The sequence below is a fragment of the Cupriavidus sp. GW822-FHT02D05 genome, from assembly GCF_058802485.1.
Genome location: NZ_JBXAOE010000021.1, coordinates 87,534 through 113,925 on the forward strand (window position 1 = coordinate 87,534; position 26,392 = coordinate 113,925).

At 62.9% G+C, this 26,392-nt stretch carries 22 protein-coding genes; 4 read left to right on the plus strand and 18 right to left on the minus strand.

Going from position 1 to position 26,392, the window contains the following annotated elements:
* Positions 1 to 475 precede the first annotated feature (475 nt).
* The 8 genes from AC1RQK_RS26215 to AC1RQK_RS26250 all read right to left on the minus strand — a co-directional run bounded on the left by AC1RQK_RS26215 (position 476) and on the right by AC1RQK_RS26250 (position 10,088).
* Positions 476 to 1,102, minus strand: a complete 627-nt coding sequence (locus AC1RQK_RS26215) for a trimeric intracellular cation channel family protein (protein WP_492371225.1) — start codon at positions 1,100 to 1,102, stop codon at positions 476 to 478.
* Complete coding sequence (locus tag AC1RQK_RS26220) at positions 1,099 to 2,364, minus strand: M20 family metallopeptidase (protein ID WP_492811923.1); 1,266 nt, start codon at positions 2,362 to 2,364, stop codon at positions 1,099 to 1,101. Before AC1RQK_RS26220 ends, AC1RQK_RS26215 begins: the two co-directional genes overlap by 4 nt.
* Before the next feature lie 75 nt (positions 2,365 to 2,439).
* The gene (locus AC1RQK_RS26225) at positions 2,440 to 3,957 is read right to left on the minus strand and encodes an MFS transporter (protein ID WP_492811925.1); all 1,518 of its coding nucleotides are present in this window, start codon (positions 3,955 to 3,957) and stop codon (positions 2,440 to 2,442) included.
* Between the two features lie 118 nt (positions 3,958 to 4,075).
* Complete coding sequence (locus AC1RQK_RS26230; RefSeq protein ID WP_492811927.1) at positions 4,076 to 5,716, minus strand: GMC family oxidoreductase; 1,641 nt, start codon at positions 5,714 to 5,716, stop codon at positions 4,076 to 4,078.
* Complete coding sequence (locus AC1RQK_RS26235) at positions 5,709 to 6,245, minus strand: sugar dehydrogenase complex small subunit (RefSeq protein WP_492371229.1); 537 nt, start codon at positions 6,243 to 6,245, stop codon at positions 5,709 to 5,711. The genes AC1RQK_RS26230 and AC1RQK_RS26235 overlap by 8 nt, the downstream gene beginning before the upstream one ends.
* A 64-nt stretch (positions 6,246 to 6,309) precedes the next feature.
* Positions 6,310 to 7,488, minus strand: a complete 1,179-nt coding sequence (locus AC1RQK_RS26240; RefSeq protein WP_492371230.1) for a porin — start codon at positions 7,486 to 7,488, stop codon at positions 6,310 to 6,312.
* Between the two features lie 79 nt (positions 7,489 to 7,567).
* A complete protein-coding gene (locus AC1RQK_RS26245; RefSeq protein ID WP_492371231.1) occupies positions 7,568 to 8,926 on the minus strand; it encodes a c-type cytochrome in 1,359 nt (452 codons plus the stop codon).
* Positions 8,927 to 9,392: 466 nt separating this feature from the next.
* Positions 9,393 to 10,088 carry a VIT1/CCC1 transporter family protein gene (locus AC1RQK_RS26250; protein ID WP_416052661.1) on the minus strand — a complete coding sequence of 232 codons (696 nt, stop codon included), beginning with the start codon at positions 10,086 to 10,088 and terminating at the stop codon, positions 9,393 to 9,395.
* A gap of 315 nt (positions 10,089 to 10,403) precedes the next feature.
* On the opposite strand from AC1RQK_RS26250, the gene AC1RQK_RS26255 reads away from it, so the two are divergent.
* Together AC1RQK_RS26255 and AC1RQK_RS26260 are read left to right on the plus strand one after the other, a co-directional pair.
* Positions 10,404 to 11,633 carry a cytochrome C gene (locus AC1RQK_RS26255; RefSeq protein WP_492812019.1) on the plus strand — a complete coding sequence of 410 codons (1,230 nt, stop codon included), beginning with the start codon at positions 10,404 to 10,406 and terminating at the stop codon, positions 11,631 to 11,633.
* 109 nt (positions 11,634 to 11,742) lie between these two features.
* A complete protein-coding gene (locus AC1RQK_RS26260; RefSeq protein ID WP_492812021.1) occupies positions 11,743 to 12,306 on the plus strand; it encodes a c-type cytochrome in 564 nt (187 codons plus the stop codon).
* 189 nt (positions 12,307 to 12,495) lie between these two features.
* On the opposite strand, the gene AC1RQK_RS26265 is transcribed toward AC1RQK_RS26260, so the two are convergent.
* From AC1RQK_RS26265 to AC1RQK_RS26310, 10 genes are all read right to left on the minus strand, one after another.
* Positions 12,496 to 13,359 carry a hypothetical protein gene (locus AC1RQK_RS26265; protein ID WP_492811930.1) on the minus strand — a complete coding sequence of 288 codons (864 nt, stop codon included), beginning with the start codon at positions 13,357 to 13,359 and terminating at the stop codon, positions 12,496 to 12,498.
* Positions 13,360 to 13,394: 35 nt separating this feature from the next.
* Entirely contained in the window at positions 13,395 to 14,381 is a 987-nt protein-coding gene (locus AC1RQK_RS26270; RefSeq protein ID WP_492811932.1) for a lysylphosphatidylglycerol synthase domain-containing protein, read from the minus strand.
* Between the two features lie 117 nt (positions 14,382 to 14,498).
* On the minus strand, positions 14,499 to 15,734 hold the full coding sequence (gene hpnI, locus AC1RQK_RS26275) for a bacteriohopanetetrol glucosamine biosynthesis glycosyltransferase HpnI (protein ID WP_492811934.1): 1,236 nt from the start codon (positions 15,732 to 15,734) through the stop codon (positions 14,499 to 14,501).
* A 118-nt stretch (positions 15,735 to 15,852) separates the two neighbouring features.
* Positions 15,853 to 17,136 (minus strand): bacteriohopanetetrol glucosamine biosynthesis glycosyltransferase HpnI, encoded by a 1,284-nt coding sequence (gene hpnI, locus AC1RQK_RS26280; protein WP_492811936.1) that lies wholly within the window; start codon positions 17,134 to 17,136, stop codon positions 15,853 to 15,855.
* A gap of 840 nt (positions 17,137 to 17,976) precedes the next feature.
* A complete protein-coding gene (locus tag AC1RQK_RS26285; protein ID WP_492811938.1) occupies positions 17,977 to 19,707 on the minus strand; it encodes a glycosyltransferase family 39 protein in 1,731 nt (576 codons plus the stop codon).
* 51 nt (positions 19,708 to 19,758) lie between these two features.
* Positions 19,759 to 21,078, minus strand: coding sequence for an ATP-binding protein (locus AC1RQK_RS26290; protein ID WP_492371234.1), 1,320 nt, complete (start codon positions 21,076 to 21,078; stop codon positions 19,759 to 19,761).
* A complete protein-coding gene (locus AC1RQK_RS26295) occupies positions 21,075 to 21,746 on the minus strand; it encodes a response regulator (protein ID WP_492371235.1) in 672 nt (223 codons plus the stop codon). The genes AC1RQK_RS26290 and AC1RQK_RS26295 overlap by 4 nt, the downstream gene beginning before the upstream one ends.
* Positions 21,747 to 21,787: 41 nt before the next feature.
* On the minus strand, positions 21,788 to 22,585 hold the full coding sequence (locus AC1RQK_RS26300; RefSeq protein WP_043355478.1) for an ABC transporter permease: 798 nt from the start codon (positions 22,583 to 22,585) through the stop codon (positions 21,788 to 21,790).
* Positions 22,582 to 23,244, minus strand: coding sequence for an ABC transporter ATP-binding protein (locus AC1RQK_RS26305; protein WP_492371280.1), 663 nt, complete (start codon positions 23,242 to 23,244; stop codon positions 22,582 to 22,584). Before AC1RQK_RS26305 ends, AC1RQK_RS26300 begins: the two co-directional genes overlap by 4 nt.
* Positions 23,245 to 23,246: 2 nt before the next feature.
* The gene (locus AC1RQK_RS26310) at positions 23,247 to 23,861 is read right to left on the minus strand and encodes a phosphatase PAP2 family protein (RefSeq protein ID WP_492811941.1); all 615 of its coding nucleotides are present in this window, start codon (positions 23,859 to 23,861) and stop codon (positions 23,247 to 23,249) included.
* A gap of 355 nt (positions 23,862 to 24,216) precedes the next feature.
* Here AC1RQK_RS26310 and groES point away from each other — a divergent pair, with 355 nt between their 5' ends.
* On the plus strand, positions 24,217 to 24,507 hold the full coding sequence (groES, locus tag AC1RQK_RS26315) for a co-chaperone GroES (RefSeq protein ID WP_492371238.1): 291 nt from the start codon (positions 24,217 to 24,219) through the stop codon (positions 24,505 to 24,507).
* A 73-nt stretch (positions 24,508 to 24,580) separates the two neighbouring features.
* The gene (gene groL, locus AC1RQK_RS26320; protein ID WP_492371239.1) at positions 24,581 to 26,218 is read left to right on the plus strand and encodes a chaperonin GroEL; all 1,638 of its coding nucleotides are present in this window, start codon (positions 24,581 to 24,583) and stop codon (positions 26,216 to 26,218) included.
* Positions 26,219 to 26,392: the final 174 nt, after the last annotated feature.

Here is a 26,392-nt window from a genome sequence, read left to right on the forward strand (position 1 = left end):
CCGCTCGCGATATCAGCCAGCGTGCTGTCGGGGTGCGCTGGAGACAAGTCATATCGACCTTGCCTTTGTTCACTGGGTGCAAGGACGCTTGGCCGGCAGATTTGCCGGCCTTTTTTCGCGCAGTCACGTTGCCCAGGGATGACGATACTGTCGTCATTTCTTGACGTATCGGAGCGTGCCAAGGAAATTCAGTACTCAAGTCGTGCACGCACGGTCGGCAATCTGCTCGCGAATCGTCGGAAGCACGGCCTCCTTGTCAAACCATCCCTTGCGCACGTTCCCGCAGATCTACGCAAGACAGACTCCTCGTTTGTCAGTGCCCAGCGAACACGCGGTGATCGGAGGGGGGAGGGCGAGGATCGTGTCCGTCCACATCACCTGTCGCGAGCGCGATTCAGTCACACGCCCATCACGCGAATGGTCTGTCAAGTGCGGCGCTTGCGTCTACACGGTTGGCGTCGGACGCTCTCGCTGACTACGCGGCGTCCGTCTTATGAAAAACTGGAAGGCTCCAGGAATAGCGCAGGGCAAGTAGGCGGATTGCGAAGCAGATCGACGCCGCAAACCAAGGCGTAACTGCCACCCTCCATTCCATGAATTGTCCAAGAACTTGTATGGCTGCGCCGACCAGTGCGGCGAGTGCATAGATTTCTTTCTGCAGGATGATCGGCACGCGATTGAGCACCACATCTCTCGCCATGCCGCCGCCGACAGCGGTCACCATGCCGAGCACGATGGCCACCTCGATGTTGTGGCCAAGCAGCAGCGCCTTGTGTGCGCCAACGACCGCAAAGAAACCCAGTCCAAGCGAGTCAAAAAAAACGACAGGATGCTTGAGGTAGTCAACGATTGGACGCGCCCAGATTGCCATTGCCGAGGCAAACACCGAGGTCGCGAGATACCGCCAATCTGAAATGCCCACCGGCGGTAACGAGCCCAGGCAGAGATCCCGAACGATTCCTCCGCCACAGGCTGTCATGTAGCTGATCGCGACGACACCGAACAGATCGAGGCGCTTCTGTTCAGCGGCAAGAGCACCGCTGACTGCAAAGGCGAAGGTACCAAACAGGTCGACCACGACAAAGAGACTGTGTTCCATCATGGCGCTTGATGACCGCAAAGCCAGGCAGACGCCGCTGTCAACATGGCCTGCAGCCCCGTTTCCAGTGTTGGGTGGATGATCGGTGCAAACTTGGGCGAATGATTGCTAGGTATCTTATTGATTTGCTTTTCCTTCTTGGCCTGTGCATACACACTGGGGTCGGTGCCGCCGACGAACCAGAAAACGTATGGCACATTCCACGTACGCCCGAAGATGCTGAAGTCCTCGCTTGCCGACGCCGGAGAAGTCTCGAAGGCCTTGTCGCCAAACTGTGCTTTGAAGGCTGCCGCGATCTTCTGGGTCGATGCATCGTCGTTTTCGGTTAGCGGGTAACTGCTGAGCGTGGTGAACTCGGGCGGCCGCTCGGCATTGGAGGCATCGCACTCGGCGCAGCAAATTCGCTTGACGGATGACAGCATGTACTCGCGCACATCTTCGTCGAAGGTGCGCATATTGAGCTTGATCGTGGCATCGTCGGGAATGATGTTCTCCTTGGTGCCGGCCTGCAGCGAGCCAATGGTCAACACTGCATTGTCCAGTGGCGAGATTTCACGCGAAACGATGGTTTGCAGGCGCAATGTGGTGGCGGCAGCCATGATCACCGGATCGATGGCGGTCTGCGGTTGTGAGCCATGTGACCCGCGACCGAATAGTTTGATCTTCAAGCTGTCACCGGCTGACAGGATGACACCTGGGCGGTAGCAGACCGTTCCACTCAGTCCTACCATCACGTGCTGCCCCAAGATAATGTCAGGCTTGGGGAAGCGCCCCTCCCCCCAATCCTGAACCATGCTCGCTGCACCCCGGCCCACTTCCTCGCCGGGCTGGAACACGAGCATGACAGTGCCTCTCCAGGCGTCGCGATGTTCTGCAAAAATGCGCGACACCCCCATCAGCCAGGTCACGTGCAGGTCGTGCCCGCAGGAGTGGGCCACGCCTACCTCCACACCATCTTCATCTTTTGCCTTGACGGTACTGGCATAGGGCAAGCCGGTATTCTCCGCCATGGGTAGTGCATCCATGTCGGCACGCAGCATCACGGTAGGGCCTTCGCCATTGCGCAACACGCCAACGACGCCTGTGACGCCCACCGCGCGCGTCACCTCGTAGCCCAGCGTTTCGATGTAATCGGCCGCGAGCTTGGCGGTGCGAACCTCTTGCATCGACAGTTCTGGGTGCTGGTGGATATCCTTGTAGATCGTTTCGAGTTCCGCCAGCAGCTCTGCGCCGCAGGTAGTCAGGGCTTGGATGAGCGGATTCATGGCAACCTCCAGATCGTGAATATGTGGGATGCCTCATGCCATCGCGCTAGCGGCTAGCAGGGGCATGTGATCACTTCATCGCAGCGCATGCTGGACAACGGCTATTGCGGCAATGACAACGCAGGTGAATGCCAGCAGCGCAAACAGATTGCTGGTGGAAACTAGCGTCGCCTGCTGGTCGATCAGTTGCGACAACCGTGCAAGCTCGGTCTGGTCGATCCCCTGTGGGAAGTCAAACGGCGTCACCTTGGCAATCAGTTGCGTGCGGGCCAGGACCTCGCCAAATTGCAGCCAGAGGCTTGCAAGTCCTGTTCCTCCTGCTGAGGCGATCTGTCGCACGATGTTCTTGAACTGGTAGCCATGGGCGAAATCGTCCACGTTAAAGTCCGCCCACGTCAGGCCTGCTACCAGCATCAGGATGAACGGGACCGTTAGGCTCTGCATGGCGAGCGCGGGCAGAAGCACCGCAATGGATGCGCCAGGCATCATGCGCTGAGAGAGCAGCCAGGCGGAACCCGCGAACAACAGATAGCCAATCGCAATATAGCGCCTTGTCCCGACCAGTAGCGTGCTGCCGAAAGTGAAGGCCATGGCTGCGGCAAAGCCGATCAGGCCAGTTGTTGTCAGTACCGTGCCGGTGGTCTGGAATGTGAAACCTAGCCCGCCCTGTAGCATTGTGGACACCACATAGGTCCACAGCCCGTTCAGGAAGTAATAAATCGCGTAAAAGGTCAGCCCGACCAGAAAGCGGCGACCTAGCAGCAGCTTGGGGTCAAGCCAGGGGTCGGGATGCCCGTGCAAGTGAGCGAAGGCAGCTGCGAAGAAGATCAGGCCGACAATCGGGGTCAGGGCAACCGAGGGCGAGCTGGTCAGTTCATAGAAGCGCAGGTCGCCCAGTCCGTGCAGCAGAACTAGCGCACCGGCGCCGAGCAGGACGACCGTCACCCAGTCCATGTCCTGGACATCGACCTCCCATGGCGCACGTGTGGCGGTAAGCCGCTTCGGATAGGTCGCCAGCACAAAGATCAGCGTCAGCAACGCGATCCCCCCCTGCAGAACAAAGACCATCTGCCAGTCCGCACTTTCTACGAGTTTTGCCGTAATCCATGGAGCCAGGGCGACCAGGCCCATGGAGCCAATACTGAAGCCGATAAAGAGCGGGCGCCGCTCCTCGCGCGCCGCAGCGATCTGAATGATGATGCGCGAAGCGGCAAACAGGCCCCCCGCCCCGAACCCCTGGACGGCACGCGCAAGGCTCAATTCCAGCGAATTTCGAGAGAGTGCGCACAACACCGCGCCGAAGCCGGCTATTGCCAGGCCCGCAAGTGTGAAACCACGATAACTAATGTCGCGGGCCAGGCGGCGCAGCATCAGGTTGGCGACTACCGCAGCCGCGGCATAGGAAGTCATGCTCCAGAGGAAATCTTCTGGCGAGGCATGTACCCCACCGCGAATGTGGGTGCCCGCGACCCCCATCATCGCCGATGCCCAAAAGTCGACGCCGGTCGCGCAGCCGAGCGCCAGCCCGATCAGATAGACACGCACAGAGGAGAGCTCCGGATGCATGCTCAGCAGCGGCTTGCTACGCGTCATGGCGGTAGGAGAATCAGCGTGAGTGATTTTTGAATCAATTCACAGAAGAAGCGCATGTTGGTGCCGAACTGGTACGCCATGACCAGGGTGCGGCTCACTGCCGTGTGCAACAGTCACTTCACCCAGAGGGCTTTGATTGATCTCCATTTGGTGTTGGCCGGCCTGCCTGTTCCGACAGAATGTGTTGGGCTGTCCGCAAGGCCACGGCGAGGCCGTTCTCCGTCGAGTTACAGGTACCTGCGGTCGGTAACACCCCGGTGCTCGCGAGGAACAGGTTTTCATGGTCGTACGTGCGCCCCCATTGGTCGCAAACGAACTTTGCGGGGTCGTTACCCATGCTCAGCGTGCCGCAGATGTGCTGGTTATTGGCGAAATCACCGTCCTTGCTTTGGCGCAGATTTGTGCCCCCCATCAGTTCTGCAACCCGCTTGAAATCATCTTTTGAACGTTCGGCTCCCCGGCGTGTGTAGTCGTCGATGGAATAGTGAGCCTGGGGTTTCGGGATACCCATGGCATCTTTCTGGTCGCTCAGGGTAATCCGATTTTCCGGGTGCGGAAGCACTTCCAGGACGTTCTTCAGGCTCATCTCCCGTGCCGCGCTGTAGCGCAAACGCTGTTCGAATTCCACGCCATAGACTCCCGCGCTGATCAATGCTCTCGTGGTGCCATCGATGCGGGAGATATTCGTGAAGTCCAGCCGGTATGGGGCGTGCTCGGAACGGAAGGCGCCATCGCGCAGGGTGTTGATGGAGGTGGGGCTCTGTGGTCCCCGTCCCAGCCACAGGTCTTCATCGGCGTCGAATGTGAGCGAGGTGCTCGGGTGATCCATCAGGTTCCTGCCGACCATGTCGCTGCTGTTCGCCAGGCCCTTGGGGAACTTGTCGCTCGCCGAGAGCAAGAGCAGCCTTGGGCTTTCGATCCCGTTGGCCGCGACGACAAAGATCTTGCCGGTGACACGATGAGATCGCTTGTCCGGATCATAGTACAGGGCTGCGGTGATTCGCCCTTTGTCGTCGTGCTCCAGCTTGTAGACGTTTGCACTTGTCAGGATGGTGACGCCAGCAGCCTCCGCCGAGGCTGCGGCGACGCCGCCATTGTATTGCGCGTCGATCGGGCAGATCGGCTGGCAACTGTTATTGCCGCAACACGGCGGTCTGCCGTCGTAGGTTCGGCTGTTGCGCGCTGTGGTGTTGCTGACCACTTCATAGGCGGGGGCGAGCCGCTCCCGAATCCGGCGCATGGCCCATGCTTCCGCTACTGGCTCCATCGGAAACGGTTTGGTGCGTGGCGAGCCGGTATTGGGCGCTCCCGACACGCCCATGATTTCTTCCGCTTCCTGGTAGAACGGCTCGAGCTCTTCATAGGTGATAGGCCAGTCGACTCCGACGCCATACAAACTCTGTATCCGGAAGTCGTTCGGTACGTTGCGCCAGGCTTGTGCCGCCCAGTGCCAGGTGCTGCCACCGTAGATCCGCATGTATTCAGCGGGATATGGGTAGGGTCCGGCTTGAATCAGATGCCCATTGTCCTTAGGCTGGTAGATCGGGTGTGGTGCCCATGGGGCGGGCGGATAGGGCGACAGCCAGTCGCTCCTGCGCGTGGAGTTCCGGAATCGTGCAACGATTTCGGCGCGAGTGATACGCGGCCCCGCCTCCAGGATCAGTACGGAGGCGCCACTCGTGACCAGTTTTCGCGCGGTCAGCGAACCGATGATTCCCGATCCAATGACGACAAAATCAGCAGATGACTGGTCAGCCATTCTTCGCTCCTGCGTTCGGCTTCGCTGCCCAGCTGCCATAGACGCCAAAACAGTAGGTCGGGGGTTTCAAGACATCCGAGACGATGACGGCATTGAGTGCGTTTTCATAGGCGATAGTCCGCACGTTGTCGCCACTGCCAACCATGCCCATGAACCACGCCGTCGCAATCTTGCGCGGTAAGGTGGCCAGCGGCGACTGCTCACTGTCGAGCACCTGCTGTAATTGAAGTGGGTCGATCTTGCGCTCGTCGATGAGGGCCAGCAACTGGCGGGCCTCCGCGGGGAATTTGGCATCGTCGTCGGTCAGCGCCTGATACAGGCGCTTTGCCAGTGCGCCGTCAAGTGTCTGTCGCCCCGCTATGATGGCGGAGAGCGCGAGAAACGCACCCTGATCGCCATTGGCTACGGGCTGGGCCAGCGCCCAGGGAATCAGCGAGGCTGTATAGGTGGAGAGCAAGCCGGCCAGCAACGCCCGGCGGGCGCGATTTGGCTCAGCGTCCTTCGTCGTTATTTGTTCGCGAGATTCCATAGCGATACCCGTCCAGGAAAGAAATGCCGTCGCCTCCTGCGGAAGCGGTTGACGCCCGGTTTGCTCAAAAATTATGCACGATGCCAAACATGCCAACAAACTGATTGCTGCCAGAAGCCGGCGTACTATTTTGCGAATCGCCCACGGTCGCCGTTGCATTGACGATTTGCGCACCGCCGGCAGCACCGAGCGTCTGCCCGCTTGCGTGCTGGTAGGCCTGCAGCGCGTATAGCGCAGTGCGCTTCGAGAAGTGATAGGACTCCTTGAGCGACACTTGGTGATAGCGGGCGCTATCGGAAATGCCGTTTGAGGTACTGGCGCGCGTGTAGCTATAGCCGACGGCGGCGTCGAACTGCGGGGCGATATCGAAGTGGGCGATGGCGCCGTAAGTGTTGAATACAGCGGTGTCGGTAAATAGCGAACTATTACCTGGCTTGAACCGCACGTTGGTGTAATTAAGTCCAAGGAGCGCCAGCCCCAGCTTGTACGTAGCCGCCGCGCCAACGTGCTGGACATCATGCGCGGACACAAAGCCGGTAGTGACCGATGAGGAACCATAGCTGCCACTCGCATTGGGATCGAGCGCCCGCACGTTTCCGGTGTTGTACAAACGCAGATAGGCTGCACCGATGGTAAACGGCCCATTTGCGTATTTGATGCCCGAGCTGAAGGAACTGCCGCGCTGCAAGGTTCCAGGTATCTCCCCAAAGGCGTATTGCACGGCCGCGCTAAAGCCGGAAAGTAGCGGGGTGACGTACTGGACAGAATTGTTGAGGCGGACCGTGGTATCCAGGGCGTCGAGATCGCCAGGGTGTGCGCCCGTCGCGCCGGTCAGATACCCAACGGGCCCGATCCCGCCGAGTATTTGGTAATAGGCTGAGTACTGGCGACCTAATGTCAGCGTCCCGGCACGTGTGTCCTGCAGGCCGACAAAGGCCTGCCGGTTAAATATCAGGCCGGAACTGGATTCCTTGCCCGAGTCGATATCAAAACCCTCCTGCAGATCGAAGATGGCTGAGGTTGTCCCGCCGAGGGGTTCGCTACCGCGCAGGCCGAAACGCGAAGCCGAGACATTGCCGCTTCGGGTATAGAAATTGGAGTGGCCTTGCTGATTGTTCGCATAGACAAGCGCATCGTCCACGATGCCGTACAGCGTGACGCTGCTTTGCGCGCTGGCCGACGCGCCAGCAAGCCAGAGCAACGGGATAGCTGTAGCCTTGAGAAAATGGGATGGCTTCATCATCTCTCCAGGTGGCTCCGCAAATATGCCAGTTTCAGGTTGACGGTTCGCCCCACAGCCGTCATGCCGGCCCTGCATCCGCTTAGGTTGACCTTCTGCGCTTGCGTCGGACGACGAAAAATACCAGGCCAATGACCACAAGCAGACCTACCGCCATGCCGGCACGGGCGAGGGCGACAAGATTCGACGGCGCTCCGCCCTGCCGCAGCGATTTGACTTCATCGGCCGTGACGATCACCTTGGGATTACCGTAGCGTTGCGTCAGGTAGGACGCCAGCGTCGCGATCTGCTGGTCGGTGAGTGAATGGGCGAATCCGGGCATCCGCAGTTCAGGCGGATCGACCTGGCGCTGAACGCCGTCCAGTATCACCATGACCAGGTTGTTGGCCTTGGACCTGCCAAGCGCCGCATTGTGAAACAATGAGGGCAACCCTCCGTCAAAACTTCCCTCCGCGTGTGCCTGGTGGCAAGTCGCGCAATGGGCATCATAGAGTTGGGGGCCGCTCATCCGGTTCAGGTCAGTGGGCAAGGCAACCCCGCGAATACTGATCAGATCGTCCGCCTTGGCACCCCATGCAGAGGCTGCACGGGTATCCGCGACATCGTGAATCGGGGGCACGCTCTTCAGATAGATCGCAATAGCATGCAGGTCGGCGTCGTTCAGATGTCTCAGGCTGTGATCAATGGCTTCGGCCATTGGCCCGGCGGCCTGTGATTTATTCACGGCATCACCGTTGCGCAGATAGGCGGCAATCTCCTGCTCGTTCCAACTCCCGATGCCGCTGATCGCATCCGAAGTGATATTCGGTGCATACCATGTCCCCACATCCCCGCCACCGAACTCACGAGCGCTATCTTCGGCCATCATGACATTACGTGGGGTATGGCAGGCGCTGCAGTGCGCCAGCCCGCGGCTCAGGTAGGCGCCGCGGTTCCACTCAGCGCTCTTGCCCGGGTCGGTGCGGAATGGCTTGTCGTCGAGGAATAGCAGATTCCAGGCCGCCATCGACATACGGATATTGAAGGGGAAGGGCAGGGCAGTGGCGTTGGGCGCGGCATCTACAGGCGCTACGCCATGCATGAAATAGGCATAGAGCGCTGCCGCATCTTCATCGGTCACCAGCGCATAGGACGTGTATGGCATGGCCGGATACAGACGTTGCCCGTCTGCACGCACGCCTTTGCGCAACGCGTCGGTAAACTGTGCAAGCGTATAGTTGCCGATGCCGTGGGTTTTCGATGGAGTGATATTCGTCGAAACTATGGCACCCAGGGGCGTTGGAAGCGACAGCCCACCTGCATAGGGCTTCCCGGTAGGGGCACTGTGGCAGGCCACACAGTCGCCTGCCGTTGCCAGGTATTGGCCTCGTTTGACCTGATCGGCATCCACGGTGTCCTGTGCCTCGCTTTGCGATGCATAGAAACCTGAGAGCGAAGCCATCACGTAACTCAGGGCAAGGATAAAGCGAGGCATCCATCGGGTTGAGTGCACGCTGATCGATCTCGCTTCCAAGCGAAGAGTGTAAGCTCCTCAATTCGATTGAGCCTAGTGTAAAGAACGAAACTGTGCAATGTACATTCCTCATTGCGGCGCCCGGTGTGCGAACAGTAGTAAGCACCAAGTGATGCGGACGCACGGCGGACAGGCAGCGGACGCGCGGTTGAGCACTCCCGCACGGACCGGCCTTCGGTTGCCTGGGAACTGAAGTGGCGAGCCCGGAGGCGATCGACGGTAAACGTCTCGAGTCGGTACATGCAGTGATCGACGCGCGAGGCCCGGTGGTAGCCGCTTTGAGTACGCGTTCGTCGACCCACATCGTCACGACGCTGCGCAGTCGGCTTGCGCGAGCTTGAGCGGGAGCCTTTCAAGCGGCGCCTCGAGCTGCGCGCCAGCGGGCTATGGCGTCTCAGCCTATGTTGCCAAACAACAGGCCGATGCCTGATGACACAGCCATGGCCAAGGCACTCCAGGAGACCACGCGGATAACACCCGGGCCGACTTTGGCACCGCCGGTTTTTGCGGCCAGGCCGCCCAGGGCAGCCAGCGATATCAACGCCGAGATGACTATGCACGGGATCACTGCTGATTCGGGGGCAAGCGCTGCGACGGTAGCCGGCAGGGCAGCGCCGACCGAGAAACTGCAGGCGGAAGCCAGCGCGGCTTGCAAAGGCCGGGCAGAGGTCGCAATCGAAAGCCCCAGTTCATCGCGTGCATGCGTGCCAAGCGCGTCGTGCGCCATCAGCTTTTCGGCAACCTGCTTGGCAAGCGAAAGATCCAGGCCACGATGCATATAGATTGCGGTCAGTTCTTGCTGCTCGCGTGGAAAATCGGCGTCGAGTTCAGCCTGCTCCTCGGATAAGGCCGCCGCTTCGGTATCCGCCTGAGATGAAACTGATACGTATTCCCCTGTTGCCATCGACATGGCCCCTGCGACCAGACCTGCTACGGCCGTGAGCACGATATTCTCGTGAGCGGTGTGTGCCGATGCCACGCCGATAACGAGACTTGCGGTCGATACGATGCCGTCATTGGCGCCGAGCACCGCGGCACGCAGCCACCCAATGGCCTCAACACGATGCTGTTCCTTATGTCGCCTGGGCATATTTCCTCATCAAGGGGGTTGGCAGAATCGCCTGGACGGCGGCAAAGGGGAACGCCGAAGTAGCGGCTGGCCGCCCGCATCCGCTCAACTTGACGCAGCGCAAGCTTTTGCGTCGAAGTTCCTGTTCAAAGGTTACTTGATTTTCTAGGCTGGGAAAAAGTGCCAGCCTAAGAGCGGAATCCGAGGGGAAGGCGGGGGGACATGATGAGAGCTCACACAAGGTACGCGGTAGAGGCGCTATTGACGCTTGCCTGCGTGGTCGCTCTGCTGCCGAGGCAGGCGGAGGCGGTTCCCGCCTTTGCCCGCCAGACGGGCATGGCCTGCATGGCCTGCCATGTCAATTTTCCCGAACTGACCCCGTTCGGCCGCTTCTTCAAGTTGACTGGCTACACCTTGACGAACAACACCACCATTCCGGTCTCGGCCATGGTGCAGGTATCAAAAACACATACCAGGACCCTTGACCGGGCCAATTACGACTTCCTGCGCGATGGCGACACTACGCTGCAGCAGGCGAGCCTCTTTTATGCCGGCCGCATCGTTGACCATGTGGGCGCCTTTGCGCAATGGACCTACGATGGCATCGCCCATCATGCCGCGCTCGACAACACAGACATCCGCGCCGCGTGGCACTTGACAGATAACGATGTCGACTTCATCTACGGCATGACCGTCAACAATAACCCGACGGTCTCCGACGTGTGGAACAGCACGCCAGCCTTCGGTTATCCCTACGCGTCGAGCAGTGTTTCGCTAACGCCAATGGCGAGCACGCTCATCGATGGCGGGTTGGCGCAACAAGTGGCGGGCGCGTCCGCGTACCTCTTCTGGCAGCGCAGCCTCTATATCGAGTTTGGCCTCTATCGGACAGCTGACCAGGCATTCTCGGTGTTCCGGACCGGACAAGATAGCAACACACCCGGGGGCGTGGCACGCTTGAGTGGCGCGAACCCATATTGGCGCGTGGCGTACAACCGGGAGTGGGGCCCGCACTCCATCATGGCGGGCACCTTTGGCCTGATAGCCGGCCGGTATCCGGACAACACCTTGCCCGGCACGCCCACGGACCGCTTCAGCGACTATGCGTTGGACGCGCAGTACCAGTACCTCACGCTACCCCATGCCTTTGCTGCCCAGGCAGCCTGGATCTACGAGAAACAGGACTGGCGCGCGAGCTTTCCCAGCGGCGGCATAGGCGCTGGCCCCACACCGGCGAACCCGACCGACCACCTTACGACCTTCAAGGCCAAGGCGTCCTATATCTACCAGCGCAAGTATGGTGGCACGCTGGCCTATTTCTCGACCACCGGAAACGCGGATACGGGCTTGTACACTCCGGCGCCGGTCACAGGCAGCGCCAATGGATATCCCGACTCGCGCGGGCTGATCTTCGAGCTCAACTATCTGCCTCACCCGCAAGTCAAGTTTGCGGTGCAGTACACGTGGTTCCTTAAATTCAATGGCGCACGCTCCAACTACGACGGTAACGGCAGGAATGCCGGCGATAACAACACGCTATATCTGCTCGGCTGGCTTCTGTTCTGAACGAGCCACCGGCAACATCTGCCGCTGGAGATTTTCCGGGCCTGGTACGACTATGAAAATGACGCTGACCATCCGTGTACCGTTGTTCGCGCTGCTTACCTTTGCAGGCATGAGCATGGCGATCATGCGGGCTTATGGCGAGGATGGCGCCAAGCTCGCCGCCCAGCTATGCGCAACTTGCCATGGCATTCACGGGCGAAGCGAATCGCCAATGTTCCCCCGGCTTGACGCTCAGACACCTGAATACCTGGAGACGCAGCTCAAAGGTTTCCGGGAGCATGCGCGTGGCGAATCGGAGGCGCGTTCATTCATGTGGGGTATCGCGTCACAACTTGACGACGCAACCATCCGATCGCTGGCCGAATACTATGCAGGTCAAACGGCGGCACCCGGTGCGGCCGGAGACGCGGCACTGATGTCCAAGGGGCAGACCATTTTCGAGTATGGCGCTCCCGATGACGGGGTGCCAGCCTGCGCGTCCTGTCATGGCGCGCAGGGGCAGGGGGCTGCGCAATTCCCGCGACTTGCCGGGCAGCATAGATCCTATCTGCTACGTCAGATCGAGGCTTTCAGGGACAAGTCGCGCGGCAATGCACCGGTCATGAGTGCGGTGGCACACAATCTGAACAACGATCAAGCCAACGCCGTTGCAACCTATCTGCAATCCAAGTGATTCAGATTCAGATTCAGATTCGGATTCAGATTCGGATTCAGGTTCAGTCGTATCTTGTTTGTGATTGTTGGGTGGGCAAAGGAATCGGACCCGACGGTCATAGGTCGATGACCGATTTGCGCGTGAAGGCACCAGACTCAAGAACCTCCTGGCGCCTATCCTGGCGCGGTTCTCTCCCAGGCTGGCGGCTCAGGAGAACGGTATTTCGAAGATCCATTTCAGTGTCCAGCGGTCAGCTGCCTGGGATAGCCCGCGGCCTATGCCGAAATTGAAGACCAGGGGGCCGCGACTCACATCGAAAGCAAGATAGATGATCTGCGCCTGCCAAGGCCCCGTGGCTGGATGATTGACGCGGCCCAGATCCATGTAGTATTCGGCGCCCGCGCGCAACCCTGGCAATACTGTTCGGGCCACCTTGAAGCTAGGGGTTGCGCTGGGGACAGCGCTTTTGTCCGGGCCAGCAAGATCCCATCCCAGCACGGGGTTAAAGGCAAAGAGCCAATTACTGTCCTGATAACCAATGATTGGACGCAGCTCCAGGGTCTTGGTCGCGCTCTCGAATTTCTGTCCGACGCGCGCGAGTTCAACGTTGGCGCCAGCGAAGTATCCAGCGCCATCGACAGTGTGGATTGGCATCCACTTCACGCGAAGCTTTGGACCGGTCACGTAATAGCTGTTGTCTCGCGACAGCATGGTGGGGATGTAAAGCCCAAGTTCCCAGGCAGGCGCGAGGCCATAGGAGAACTCGGCGGTCGCGCGCCAGCCGTGCGGCGTGGTGACTTCCCCGGGATAAGTTGGCCGCGAATGGCCGCTTGGCGTGGTGTTCAGATGCAGTTCGAGTCCGAACTCTCCCGGCGCGTTGATATCGCCGGTGTACACCTGGATTTCATCCGGTAGCACCGCCGAGGCCGGTGCGCTGAGCAAACCGAGCAACGCGGAACACAAGCAAAGGGCGGCGCACGAGTGGGACTTGGCGCGCGTTCCGGGCAGCCCAGTTAGTGGCTCGCGGTCACCCTGCCGGGATTTCAGGCGCGCGCGGCGCGTCTTTTTCATGAGTTGGTGCATATACCGCATCGCTGCAGATCGAGTCAGGAGCGAAGCCGGCCGATGCGGCTGCGCGATTCCGAGATTTGCCAGGCAAGCAGCCCGGGCAGGTAAATCATCAAGTCCCGGATGCGACGGGCACCGGCCAGCGCAATGCAGGTCGTGGGCTCAAGACCCAGCGCGGTCCCGATCAGGACAAAGCCACCCTCCTGGACTCCCAGTGCCGCAGGCACGAAAAAAGCCGCGCTGCTGAGTGCCTGAACCAGGGCTTCGAGCACCAGGGCATCCATCATGTTCACCGGTTCCCCAAGGAAATACAGTGCTAGCCATAGCTCCAGCGCAGTCGCCATGTACTGCAGCGGCTGCCAGAAGAACAGGTAGCGAATGATGACGGCCCGGCGGCGCCAGACAAGCTTGATCGATTGATCGATCCTGGCCGACTGGCCAGTCAGCGCGGCAAATTTGCCGCTGGTCAACCGGCTGAGAGCACGACTGGCCCGTTCGAATGGGCTAGCGTGCTGCACCAATGCGAACAACACCAGCAGCGGCAAGAGCGCGACTACACCCCAGGCGAGACTGCCGGCGAGCTGGAGTGCCTTCGAGTCCGAGTGTGCCGAGAGCAGGAAGCCGATTCCCACCATCGTAAAAATCAGCTGGCTGAGCAAGGTCAGTTGCATATCGACGATCAGGCTGGCCGATGCCGTCGACGCGCGCAGTCCCCAGTGCCGCATCAGCCGGAACGAGACGATCTCGCCCCCTACGCGGGCGACAGGCAGCAAGCCGTTCACCGACTCCCGGATCCAGACCAGGCGCAGCATCGAGCCAATCCCGGGCCGTTTCGTTTCTGGAATCAGTGTCTGCCAGTCGCACGCGTTGAACAGCATGGGAAGCCAATGCGCAAGCCCGGCGATAACAAGTCCGCCCCCCGCGGCGCGCATCAAGGAGAACACCTGGCCGGGGTCTTCGTGCCAGACGAGCCAGAGCGCAGCCACCAGGCCGACAAAGGCCGCTATGGAACCGAGATACTTCATGATGCGATTGCCGCTCCTAGGATGAATAGCGTCAATGACGACAGGAGGATCGAAATCGGATGCCGCCGCCTGGCGGGACACAGCTGTTCGTTCCGGACAGGGCACCGGCATCGCGAATCAGTCCTTCTTGATCGGGTGTAGCAGGCCATTGCCACTGACCTCGAAACTGAGTCCACGCCACACCACGCGTCTGGAGAAAAAGCTGGCAGCAAAGATGCCGAATGATAAAAGGTCCCAGATCGGTAGCAGCCAGGCGTCGCGGTATGGCTGGCACATGGCATGGTCGATTTGCCACTTGAGCAGCAGCCTTGCCAATACCGCTGTCAGTACCAGCGCCAATGACCAGGCCGCGCCGCCGGATGCGAGAGTGGCGAGCGCGGAAAAGATCAGAGGATAGGTCAGCACGGAGCCCAGATGTCCAACCGGGTCGATGGTCCGAATCGTTCGGCTCCAGCGCAACTCGTGTGCCAGCAGTTCGGTTGCGTCGGCTTCGACACAAGCATGCGTGACGACAAATGGCGGGATCGCGACTTTCTCGCCGGCCTCCCGCACGGCCTTGCCGATGGCGTGATCTTCGGCCAGGTGATGCGCGAATTGCAAGAAGCCACCGATCCTCTCCACGGTCGCCCGGCGCGTTGCGATGGTCTGGCCAAAGCAGGGGCGCGCGAGCCCGAGCGCGAGGCCGGTCACCACACCGGGAACAAACTGATAGTTGGTGGCCATCGCCGATAGCCGAGGCCAGATGCCAGGGGCAGGCCGCCCCCGGTAGAGACAGGTCACGAGCCCAACGTCCGGTTTTTGCAGTTCGCCGACGACATGGCGAAGGTAGCCAGGGTCGACGCCAACATCGCTATCTGCGAACACCAGCACGTCGTGCTGCACCTGCGGCAGCATATTGAGGATATTGCTCATCTTGCGGTTGGGGCCGGACAAGCGGGAATCGCTTACCACCGTGATGTGGGCTTCTGGGTGCAGAAGCCGAAGCTGCTTCAGAATTTCCAGCGCGGGATCGCCTGGGTCCTGCACGCCGAACAGGAACTGCACGGGGCCCGGGTAGTCCTGCCTGCAGAAGCTCGCCAGGTTATCGAGCAGCATCCGCTCTTGGCCACGCAGCGGCTTGATGATGGTAACCGGCGGGAAGCTATCGGGCTCTGCGGGTGCGCGAGCGAGGAACCGCCGGATGAGGACACCCGCCGACGCCATATAGACAATGCCAATGACCGCGGCGGCAGCGCAGAACAGCGAGAGTCCCGCATGGATGGCGTGGGCGGTGTGCGCCATGTCTGCGGACGATGCCAGCACAACGGGCAGCAACAAGGCGAACGGCGTGGCAAGTAGTGCAGCACGTTTCATGTTTGACCTTTGTGGCGACGTATGTACCGAAGCTCGTGACGGCCCTGTTGCCCTAAGCGCCGCCGTCAAAGCCATCGAAGGAAGGCATCTGGAGGAAGAGGGTTTTCATGGCGTTTATCTAGGAAATCATGCCGTTAGCAGGCAGTGGCGACGAGCCGTCGTGATCGGAGATCTGTGTCCCCTCGGTCTGCATGGATCGGGGGAGCCCGGTGAAGCCGGCTGCAATGCCAGGCTGGGCATGCGTGCTGGTGACCGGCGGCGGATCCGCGCCGGGCGGTGCCACCGGCGATGCCGTCGGATGGGCTTCGGCCGACGAGGCGTGGTCGTGTACCGACAGCACCTGGTCGCGCCAGCGCACGTGCTGGCCAAACCTGGCGGTAGCCCATCCGGCCAGCAGCAGCGTATCGCGCAGCGGTGCCCGCATGGCCGCGCCGGCACCACCGGCCAGCATGCAGCGCGCCATTATGCCGGCCAGCGACACGCCAAGCACGATGGGCGTGGGTGCCAGCCAGCAGGCGAGTGCCAGCATGGGCCACGTAAAGGTGATGAAGGTGAAGGCAAAGCCTGCCGGATTGAGCGAGCGGATGGTGCGCAGCCAGCGAACCTCGTGCGCCCACAGCGCAGCCAGCCGCGTTTCAGTGACATCCGTAAGGACGATGACGTCCGACAGTACCGTGCGCAAGCCTTGGTGGCGGGTCAGTTCGCCCAGCCAGAAGTCGTCTGCAAGCCGGTTGGAGAGTGCGGAGAAACCGCCGATGGCATCGAGCAGGTCGCGCCGCAGCGCGATGGTGGCGCCAAATGAGAAGCGGCTCGAGCCAAAGCCATGGGCTACACGTACCGATGGCGCAAACCAGTCGTCGATGAATTGTGCGCCGAGCAAGGACCACAATCCGCTCGCCGGTCGGCCCCGGTACAAGCAAGTCACCACGCCAACCGTGGCATCGGACAGCGGCGCTGTGACGCGGGCCAGGTAATCCGGTTGCACCGCGATGTCACTGTCGGCCACGACCAGCCATGTATAGCGTGCCTGCGGCAGCAGGTTGATCAGGTTGCTGACCTTGAGATTGCTACCGTGCACGCGAGGATCGATCACCAGGACGATATCGCAATCCGGGAATTCCGCTTGCAGGCGTTCCACCACGGCGATGGCCGCGTCGTCTGCCGCGCGCACACCGAACACCAACTGGAACGCCGGATGCTGTTGCCGGCACAGGCCGGCGAGGTTGTCATAGAGCCGGGGGTCGGCGCCGCACAACGGCTTCAGTACGCTCACCGGGCGCAGGCCGGTGCTTTCCGGATCGTGGCTGGCAGCCGGTGGCCGCCATGCTGCCCAGGCCGCAGTAGCGGCATACCCGGTCACCAGGCACGCCAGCACGGTGTAGGCAAGCACGCCCCAATTCATCTGGAGAAGCCCTTGGCAGCGACGCTGGCCTGGCCCTGCGTTTCGGGTGCATTGCCAGTGGCCCGCTTACGAAGACACGGGCGGGCGACGTCGCGCAGGCAGATGACGGGAGCTGCAGGCTCCTCGTACCGGAAGCCACTGAACTGGGAAGACATCATTTGCATGGGCTACTCCCGATTCATTCACCGTGGTCCGCGCACGTCGATTCCGACGAGGCTCAATCATACGGTACTGGAAAGAAAGGCACTCTGCCTGATCAGGATAATTATGGAGGGCATTGAAATGAAAACGTAAGGTTCTCGCCCCAATTATCTGCAGTTATTGACAAATTGCTGCGAGAAATATTGCATGTATTGATAATGATTGTTGTTTGAATTTTAAGGGTGGATGGAAGAAAGGGGCCGTGAGGGTGCACGGAATCAGATCGGTATGCGTCCGGAAAAAGAGCGATGGGGGCTGTCAAGGAATGGTGTCCCATGCTTTGGTGGGGTAAGGCGATCTATTAAATTGACAGCTTAAATGTGCTATTGAACGTGCCGTCATATTTGATTGGAATCGTTGATTAAGTAATTCGAAAACAGGGTATATGTCAGGTCGATTTCTTGCTTGGAATGGATGCGGGAAGTCACTGGTGTAGCCGGTCCCGGCAGTACCGGCCGGGATAAATCGTAGCGCCGGGCGGGGGATGCACCGGCAAGGAACAGGAGGCACCTTACGTGAGACGGCGCGTGGAACAAGGGGGGGGTGGGTGCGGATAGCAAATGACAATCGTTACCGTTTTTCGTCGGCCACCCATGAGGAGCTAGATGCTGCGGCGTGCTGGATTTGCCCCGGCCGCGCTTAGCGGCCAGGCGAAGGCGGCACCGGAAAATTGGCTACCACGATGCGCCGCTGGTCTTGCGCAACCAGGTGCATGGGCACCTGGCGCGTGGTCAGCTCGCGGTAGGTATCGGCGGACATGATCGCCAGCGCCGGTGGCCCCTCGCGCCAGCGGGCGACAAAGCTGTCGAGCGTGGGCAGCCATTTCTGCGGCTCCTGCTGGGTGCCGAACTCCAGTTCGTCGGGGTGTTCCACCATCACGGTGGTGTGGCGCAGGTAGTACGGCAGGGTGTGGTCCAGCGTGCGCACGCCGTAGATCGGCATGTCGTCCTTGAGCACCGCCCGGATGGCCGGCACCAGGCTGGCGCCCGAGGCCGGGCCGCCGATCGATTCGTGCCCGAGCAGCGCGGCGGTAAAGCCCGTGAACAGCGCTAGCGTGTAGACCACGATGCTCGGCATCAGGCCGTGGGTGCGCAGCAGCCGGCGCGCCAGCCACGTGCCCGCCAGCATCACCACAAACGCGGCGGCCACCCAGACCGCGTAGCGGCGGTAGTCGGCGGTCGCGGTGTGGTTGGAATGCAGCGTGGCCACCACCGGGCTGGCCAGCAACCCGATCGCCATGATCACCAGCATGGCGTTGAGCTGCTGGCGCCAGCCGCGCTCGCCGATGCGCTCCAGTGCCATGGCTGCCAGCATGCCAAGCGCCGGGAAGACCGGCACGATATAGCCGGGCAGCTTGGAGCCGGACAGGCTGAAGAAGACAAAGATGGCGATGGCCCACACAGCCAGCAACAGCGCCGGCCGGAGGCGCCGCACCGTCGCCACGCGCGCCGCGGCGCCATCGTCGCGGACCACCTCCCACATGCGCGGCGCCAGGCCCAGCCAGGGCACGAAGCCCGCCACCAGCAATGGCACGAAGTACCAGACCGGCCCGCCGCGCGAGTGCACCGTCGAGGTGTAGCGCTGCCAGTGCTCGTGGATAAAGAAGAAATTCGGGAATTCGGGGTTGCGCGCCGACACCAGCCAGAACCAGGGCACCGTGACGATCAGCATCAGCCCGATGCCGGAGATCAGGTGCAGGCGCCGCCACAGGCCGAAGTCGCGCGAGATCAGGGTGTAAATCACCAGCACCAACCCAGGCAGGGCGATGCCCACCAGGCCCTTGCTCAGGATCGCCACGCCCATGGACACCCAGCAGGCCCACATCCAGTAGCGGCGGGCCGCAGGCGTTGCGTCGGGATGCTGTGCCACCAGCATGAAGGCCAGCACGCAGGCCATGGCGCCGGACAGCGTCATGTCCAGCGAGTTGAAGTGCGAGGCCACGCTCCACATCGGCGCGGCCACCAGCACCAGGCCGGTCAGCAGGCCAGCGCGAATGCCGTACCAGCGCGTTGCCGCAAACATCGACGCGATGAGGCCAACCATGCCGGACAGCGCCACGCATAGCCGGGCCTGCCAGTCGCCCACGCCGAACAAGGTATACGACAGCGCCGTCACCCACATATGGAAAGGCGGCTTCTCAAAGTACTTGAGTGCGTTGTAGCGGATCGTTACCCAGTCCCCGCTGGCGAACATCTCGCGCGAGATCTCGGCGTAGCGGCCTTCATCGGAGCTGAGCAGATGGCGAAAATCTAGCGTGCCGAACCACAGCAGCAGGATCAGCAGGCCGGCGAGCAGCCACAGGGCTGTCGGCAGGCCGGCCACCCGCCGGGCGAAGAATGCAGGGGAGCGAGAGTCGGATTGGGGATGCATCGGAACTCCGAATAAGAATGAAGTCTAGCCGTGCACGACCGGCGTTGCCTTTCAGGCACCGTTTTGCGCCGGGAATACCACGGCCACCGTGAGCCCGCGGCCCGCCGGGCCGTCCTCCAGCAACACCGTGGCGCCATGGCGCGCGGCGATGCTCTGCACGATCGCCAGGCCGAGTCCGCTGCCATGCGCGTCGCTGGCGTCGCCGCGATGAAAGCGGCGGAACACATTGTCGCGCTCGGCCGGCGCGATGCCCGGGCCGCTGTCGCTCACGCCCAGCATGGGCGCGCCGTTGCGCCATTCGATGCGCAGGTCGACCCGGCCGCCCGGGCTGGTGTAGCGGATCGCGTTGTCGGCGAGGTTGCGCAGCAGGATGAAGAGATCGCCGCCCACGCCGCGCACCCGGCATTCGGGCGCGCTCGCGTCCAGGCCGAGGTCCACATCCTTGGCTTCGGCCATAGGCAGCAGCTCGCGCACCACCTGCACCGCCACATCGCGCAAGCGCACGTCGGCGAGCGGGGCCTGGGTGGCAGGGGCGCCGTCTTCGCTGCGTGCCAGCGTCAGCAACTGCGCCACCAGGTGGGTGGTGCGGTCCAGGCGCTCGCCCAGCTTGGCGAGCGCCAGTTTCTGCTTGTCTTCGCTGTCGGCGCGCAGGGCCAGCTGCAGTTGCAGCTTGAGCGCGGTGAGCGGCGTGCGCAGTTCGTGCGCGGCGTCGGCGACAAAGGCGCGCTGGGTGTCCATGGATTGCTGCAGGCGGGCCAGCAGGGCATTGAGGGCTTCCACCACCGGCACCAGTTCCGGCGGCCAGCCGTGCGCGTCCAGCGGCGCCAGCGCATCTGCCGAGCGGCTGCCGACCGCGCGCGCGATCTCCTCGACCGGGCGTAGCGAGCGCCTGACCACCAGGTGGATCAGCAAGCCAAGCGCTGGCACCAGCGCCAGGATGGGCAGCAACGCGCCAAGCGACAGCGAGGCCGCCAGCTTGCGGCGGAACACGACCGATTGCGCGGCCTGCACATACCGATCCCCGGCGAGCACGCCATAGATGCGCCATTCGCTGCCGCGCGCCTGCAGGTCATGAAAGCCCGGCAGGTCCGCGCGCGGCAGCGTGACCGGGTGCGAGGCGTAGATCTGGCGGCCCTGCACATCCCAGGCCTGCACCACGATCTCCTCGTCAAGTTCGCTGCCGTTCAGCGGCGGCGTGGCGTCGCGCTCCAGATGTGTCGGCAACATGCGTGCCGCTTGCTGCAGTTGCGCATCGAAGACCTCGTTGGCTTCGCGGCGCACCTTGAAATAGGCGGCCGCGCCTGCCACCAGGGCGCATGCGAGCATGGCCCCGAGCAGGCCAGCCAGCAACTGGGCGCGGATCGTTCTCATGCCGGGCCGCCCAGCTTGTAGCCGACACCGCGCACATTGCGGATAAAGTCGGCGCCAAGCTTCTTGCGCAGCGCATGGATATGGACTTCCACTGTATTGCTGCTGATTTCCTCATTCATGTTGTAGACCGCCTCGCGCAGGCGCTCGTGGGTCACAACGTGGCCCGGCTGCTCCATCAAGGCCTGCAGCACCATGAACTCGCGCATCGACAGCGCCACGATCTCGCCGTCGCAGCGCACCTCGCGCGTGGCGGGGTCCAGGCGCACCGGGCCATGCGCCAGCTCGGTGCTGACGCGCCCGGCACTACGGCGCAGCAAGGCCCGGATGCGCGCGAACAGCTCGTCGAGGTCGAACGGCTTGACCATGTAATCGTCGGCGCCGGCATCCAGGCCGCGCACGCGGTCGGCGGTGGCGTCGCGCGCGGTCAGGATCAGCACCGGCAGCGCCAGCCCGCGGGCGCGCAGTTGCCGCAGCACCGCCTCGCCGGAGCGGCCGGGCAGGCCAAGGTCGAGCAGCACGGCGTCGTAGGTGCCGGGCGCATTGGCGGCCAGCGCGGCATCGGCGAGGCGGCCATCCCTGACCCAGTCGACCGCGTAGCCTTCGGCCCGCAGGCCTTCCTCTACGCTTTCGCCGATCATCGGGTCGTCTTCCACCAGCAGCAGGCGCATGGCATGGATTCCTTGGTTGGTGATGAGTGGGTGCCTTGGGGTCAACGGCGTTGCAGCCGGTCCAGGCGCAAGCGGTGGCGGTGGTCGGTCAGGCGCCGGACCGCCAGCGTGGCGGCCAGGATCACGCCCAGCATGCTGCCACCGGCAAGCAGGAACATCAGCAGGATCTGGTACCGGGCCGCGGCGATCGGGTCCATCCCGGCCAGGATCTGGCCGGTCATGATGCCTGGCATGGTGATGATGCCGGCCGCCGCCATGGTGTTCATGGTGGGCAGCATGCCGCTGCGCACCGCCTGGCGCACGATCACGCGCAGCGCCGCCTGGCGGTCATCGCCAAGCGCCAGGCGTGCATCGATGGCGGCGCGCTGGTGCCAGACCGCGGTAAAGGCGCCATTGAGCGCCAGGCTCGCGGCGTTCATCACATTGCCCAGGATGATGCCGGCCAGCGGGATCGCGTGGCGGGCGTCGTACCAGGGCGTCGGGCGCAAGGCCGTGGTCAGCGCCAGCACGGTCACCAGCAGCGTCGGCAGGCTCACGGCGGCGGCGCCGATCAGCGCGTGCCAGGGCCCCGCCAGGCGGCGCTCCTGCCGGCTGCCCACCTCGCGGGCGGCTGCCGCGATCATGGCCGCTACCGTCAACGCGGTCACCAGCGGCGACGACAAGCCAAACACCGTGCGCAGCACCAGCCCGACCAGCAGCAGTTGCACCACCATGCGGCCGGCGGCCCAGAGCAGGCTGCGGTGCACGTCCAGCGACATCACCAGCGAGGCGCCCGCGCCGGCTAGCACCAGCAGGCTGGCCAGCGCCAGGTCATAGGCTGTGAGCGGGATCGGGCTCATGCCGGCACCGCTTCCAGCCCGGCGGCGCCGAGGCGATAGTGCCGGTCCTGCAGGCGTGCCGCCTGCGCGGGATTGTGCGAGACGATCAGCAGCCCCAGGCCCTGTGCCTTGCAGTCGTGCAGCAGCGCTTCGACGGCCAGCGTGGTCTCGGCGTCCAGCGCGGAGGTTGGCTCATCCAGTAGCAGGAAGCGCGGACGGCGCACCAGCGCGCGGATCAGCGCGAGGCGCTGGCGCTCGCCGGTGGACAGGCGGCTCACGGGCGCCTGCAGGATGTCCGCGGGCAAGCGCAGCCGCGCCAGCAGCGCCTGGGCAGCCGGCACGTCCGTCATATGTTCAAGCACGTCGTCGCCCCACCAGCCGGACTCGGCCGCCACGTACATGACCTGGCGCCGCCAGGCCGGACCGCTCATGCTCTCGCGCGGGGTATGGCCTAGCCGGACCTGCCCGCGATTGGGATCGAGATCGGCAATCATGCGCAATAGCAGGCTCTTGCCCGCGCCGGATGCGCCGGACAGGATCACGCAACTGCCGGGCGCGACGGTGAGGCTGAACGGCCCGCGGCCGGCGCCTTCGAGGCCGCTGATGTCCAGGCTGGCGTCGGCACCGCGCGTTGACGGCAGGGCGCCAACGGTGGCAAGGGGCGGCATCGTGTCAGCCATTGTCATGGGTTGAGCCATCCGCGTGCGATGGGGTAGGCCAGCAGGTGCCGGTAAAGCTGCTCCGCGCGCACAGTGACAGCGGCAAGCAGCGGGCGCGTGAAGGCAGACGTAGTCACGGCCGCGCAGCATGCCGCTATCGCAAATGCGCCGACGATGTCCAGTGGAAAGTGTACGCCGAGGAAGACGCGGGCCCAGCCCGTTAGTGCCGCGGCTACCAGCAAGCCGGTCCCGCTCAGGCGCTGGGCCCTGCCGGGCGCGCGCAGCAGGACGAAGGCCAGCGTGGCCAGCAGCGTGACGTGGTCGCTCGGGAAGGAGGGGTCGGCGGCATGCGCCAGGTAGGTATGCCCGACGCCCGCCATGAAGGGCCGCGGCATCGGCAGCAGCAGGCCGGACAGGGTCGAGCAGAGCCCGCCCAGCGCCACGGCCGCCAGGGCGCTCATCACCATCTGGCGCTCGCCCGGCCGCGCGCGCAGCCAGCCCGCGGCCAGCACCAGCGGCGCGGCTGCGATCAGTCCCTCGGCAAGGAAAGCGGCCACCCAGAGGCCGGCGCCAGACAGCCCAGCGGGGGCGTTCAGGCGCTGGAACAGCGTGAGGTTCAGGGCAAGGAGCGTCGGCATCGGGAACGTTGGATTCTGGCGATGCGACAAGGATAGGGCACAACGGCTTAAGAAACGCTTAAGGCTGGCCGGCTGGCCGTGCCCGGCCCGCTCCATGCCGACGTCGTGGACCCGGGTAAATCATGCGGGTCGCGCAAGGCAGCGTGGGTGGGAACCCGATGTGCTCGCCACGTCAGGCGCGCTGTCAGGCGCGCATTCTAAGCAAATGCGAAACGATCAGTTGGCCGCGCATGGCGGTGCTTTCTATACTCAGCACTCACCGGCATCGAGTGCTGATTGCCAGCCCGCAGTGCCACCGTCGGCACTGGCATCCGCCGCCAACGAACTTCTCTCTTCCTTTCCTTCTGGAGCCAGCATGAGCCTTCGCCCACTGCACGACCGCGTTCTCGTCAAACGGTCCGACAACGAAACCCGCACGCAATCCGGCATCGTCATTCCCGACAGCGCCGCCGAAAAGCCGGACCAGGGCGAGGTGATCGCCGTCGGCCCGGGCCGGCGCAACGAAGCCGGCGAACGCATTGCACTGGACCTGCGCGCGGGCGACCGGGTGCTGTTCGGCAAGTATGCAGGCCAGGCGGTGAAGGTCGACGGCGACGAACTCCTGGTGCTGCGCGAGGAAGACATCCTGGCGGTGGTCGAGCGCTGAATCGCCGCGTGTCCGCCAGCATCGATCCAGTGTTTCCCGAACGAACCCGACAATCAAGACAGGACAGACAGCAATGGCAGCAAAAGATGTAGTGTTCAGCGACGTGGCCCGCGCCAAGGTGGTCGAAGGCGTCAATATTCTCGCCAATGCGGTCAAGGTGACGCTGGGCCCCAAGGGCCGCAACGTGGTGCTGGAGCGCAGCTTCGGCAGCCCTACCGTGACCAAGGACGGCGTCTCCGTGGCCAAGGAGATCGAGCTCAAGGACAAGCTGCAGAACATCGGCGCGCAGCTGGTCAAGGAGGTCGCTTCCCGCACCAGCGATAACGCCGGCGACGGCACCACCACCGCTACCGTACTGGCGCAGGCCATCGTGCGGGAGGGCGTCAAGTACGTCGCGGCCGGGCTCAATCCGCAGGACCTGAAGCGCGGCATCGACAAGGCGGTGACGGCGGCCATTGAAGAGCTGCGCCGCATCAGCAAGCCCACCACCACCAGCCGCGAGATCGCGCAGGTCGGCACCATCTCCGCCAACGGCGAAAGCGCCATCGGCGAGCGTATCGCCCAGGCCATCGACCGGGTCGGCAAGGAAGGCGTGATCACGGTGGAAGACGGCAAGTCGCTGGAAGACGAGCTCGAAGTGGTGGAGGGCATGCAGTTCGACCGTGGCTACCTGTCGCCGTATTTCATCAACAACCCCGACAAGCAGGTGGCGGTGCTCGAGCAACCCTACCTGCTGCTGGTGGACAAGAAGATCTCCAGCATCCGCGACCTGCTGCCCGTGCTGGAGCAGGTGGCCAAGGCCGGACGTCCGCTGCTGATCGTGGCCGAGGACGTGGAGGGCGAGGCACTCGCCACGCTGGTGGTCAACAATATCCGCGGCATCCTGAAGGCCGCCGCGGTCAAGGCCCCCGGCTTTGGCGACCGCCGCAAGGCACTGCTGGAAGACATCGCGATCCTGACCAGCGGCCAGGTGGTGTCGGAAGAGGTCGGGCTGTCTCTGGAAAAGATCGCGCTGGAGCAACTGGGCCAGGCGGGGCGCGTGGAAATCGGCAAGGAGAACACCATCATCATCGATGGCGCCGGCGACGCCGCGCAGATCCAGGCGCGGGTCAAGCGTATCCGCACCCAGATCGACGAGGCCAGCTCCGACTATGACCGCGAGAAGCTGCAGGAGCGCGTGGCCAAACTGGCCGGCGGGGTGGCAGTGCTCAAGGTCGGCGGCGCCACGGAAGTCGAGGTCAAGGAGAAGAAAGCCCGCGTGGAAGACGCGCTGCACGCCACGCGTGCCGCGGTGGAAGAGGGCATCGTGGCCGGCGGCGGCGTAGCGCTGATTCGTGCGCGCCAGGCCATCAAGGATCTGACGGGCATCAACCCGGACCAGCAGGCAGGCATCAAGATCGTGCTGCGGGCACTGGAGGAGCCGTTGCGCCAGATTGTTGCCAACGCCGGCGAAGAGGCCAGCGTGGTGGTAGCGCGCGTGGCCGAAGGGACGGGCAATTTTGGCTACAACGCGGCGACCGGCGAATATGGTGACCTGGTGGAAGGTGGTGTGGTTGACCCGACCAAGGTCACACGCACCGCTTTGCAGAATGCCGCTTCGGTGGCAGGCCTGATCCTTACCACGGATGCTGCGATCGTCGAACTGCCGAAGGATGAGGGACAGCTCGGCGCGCAGGGCGCGGCTGGCGGAGGCGGTGGGCTGGATTTCTGAGGCCGTTGGATGAAGACGCGTCCGGCAAGGCATGAACGAAGGGGGTCCCGCAAGCGGGGCCCCCTTCGCTTTGCATGCATCGCCGCTGCGCATTCGGGCTGGAGCAGCACCAATCTTCGGCACCCTCTGCAGGGTCCTGGCGGGGATGCAAAGCTCGCATGCCTATATGCGTTT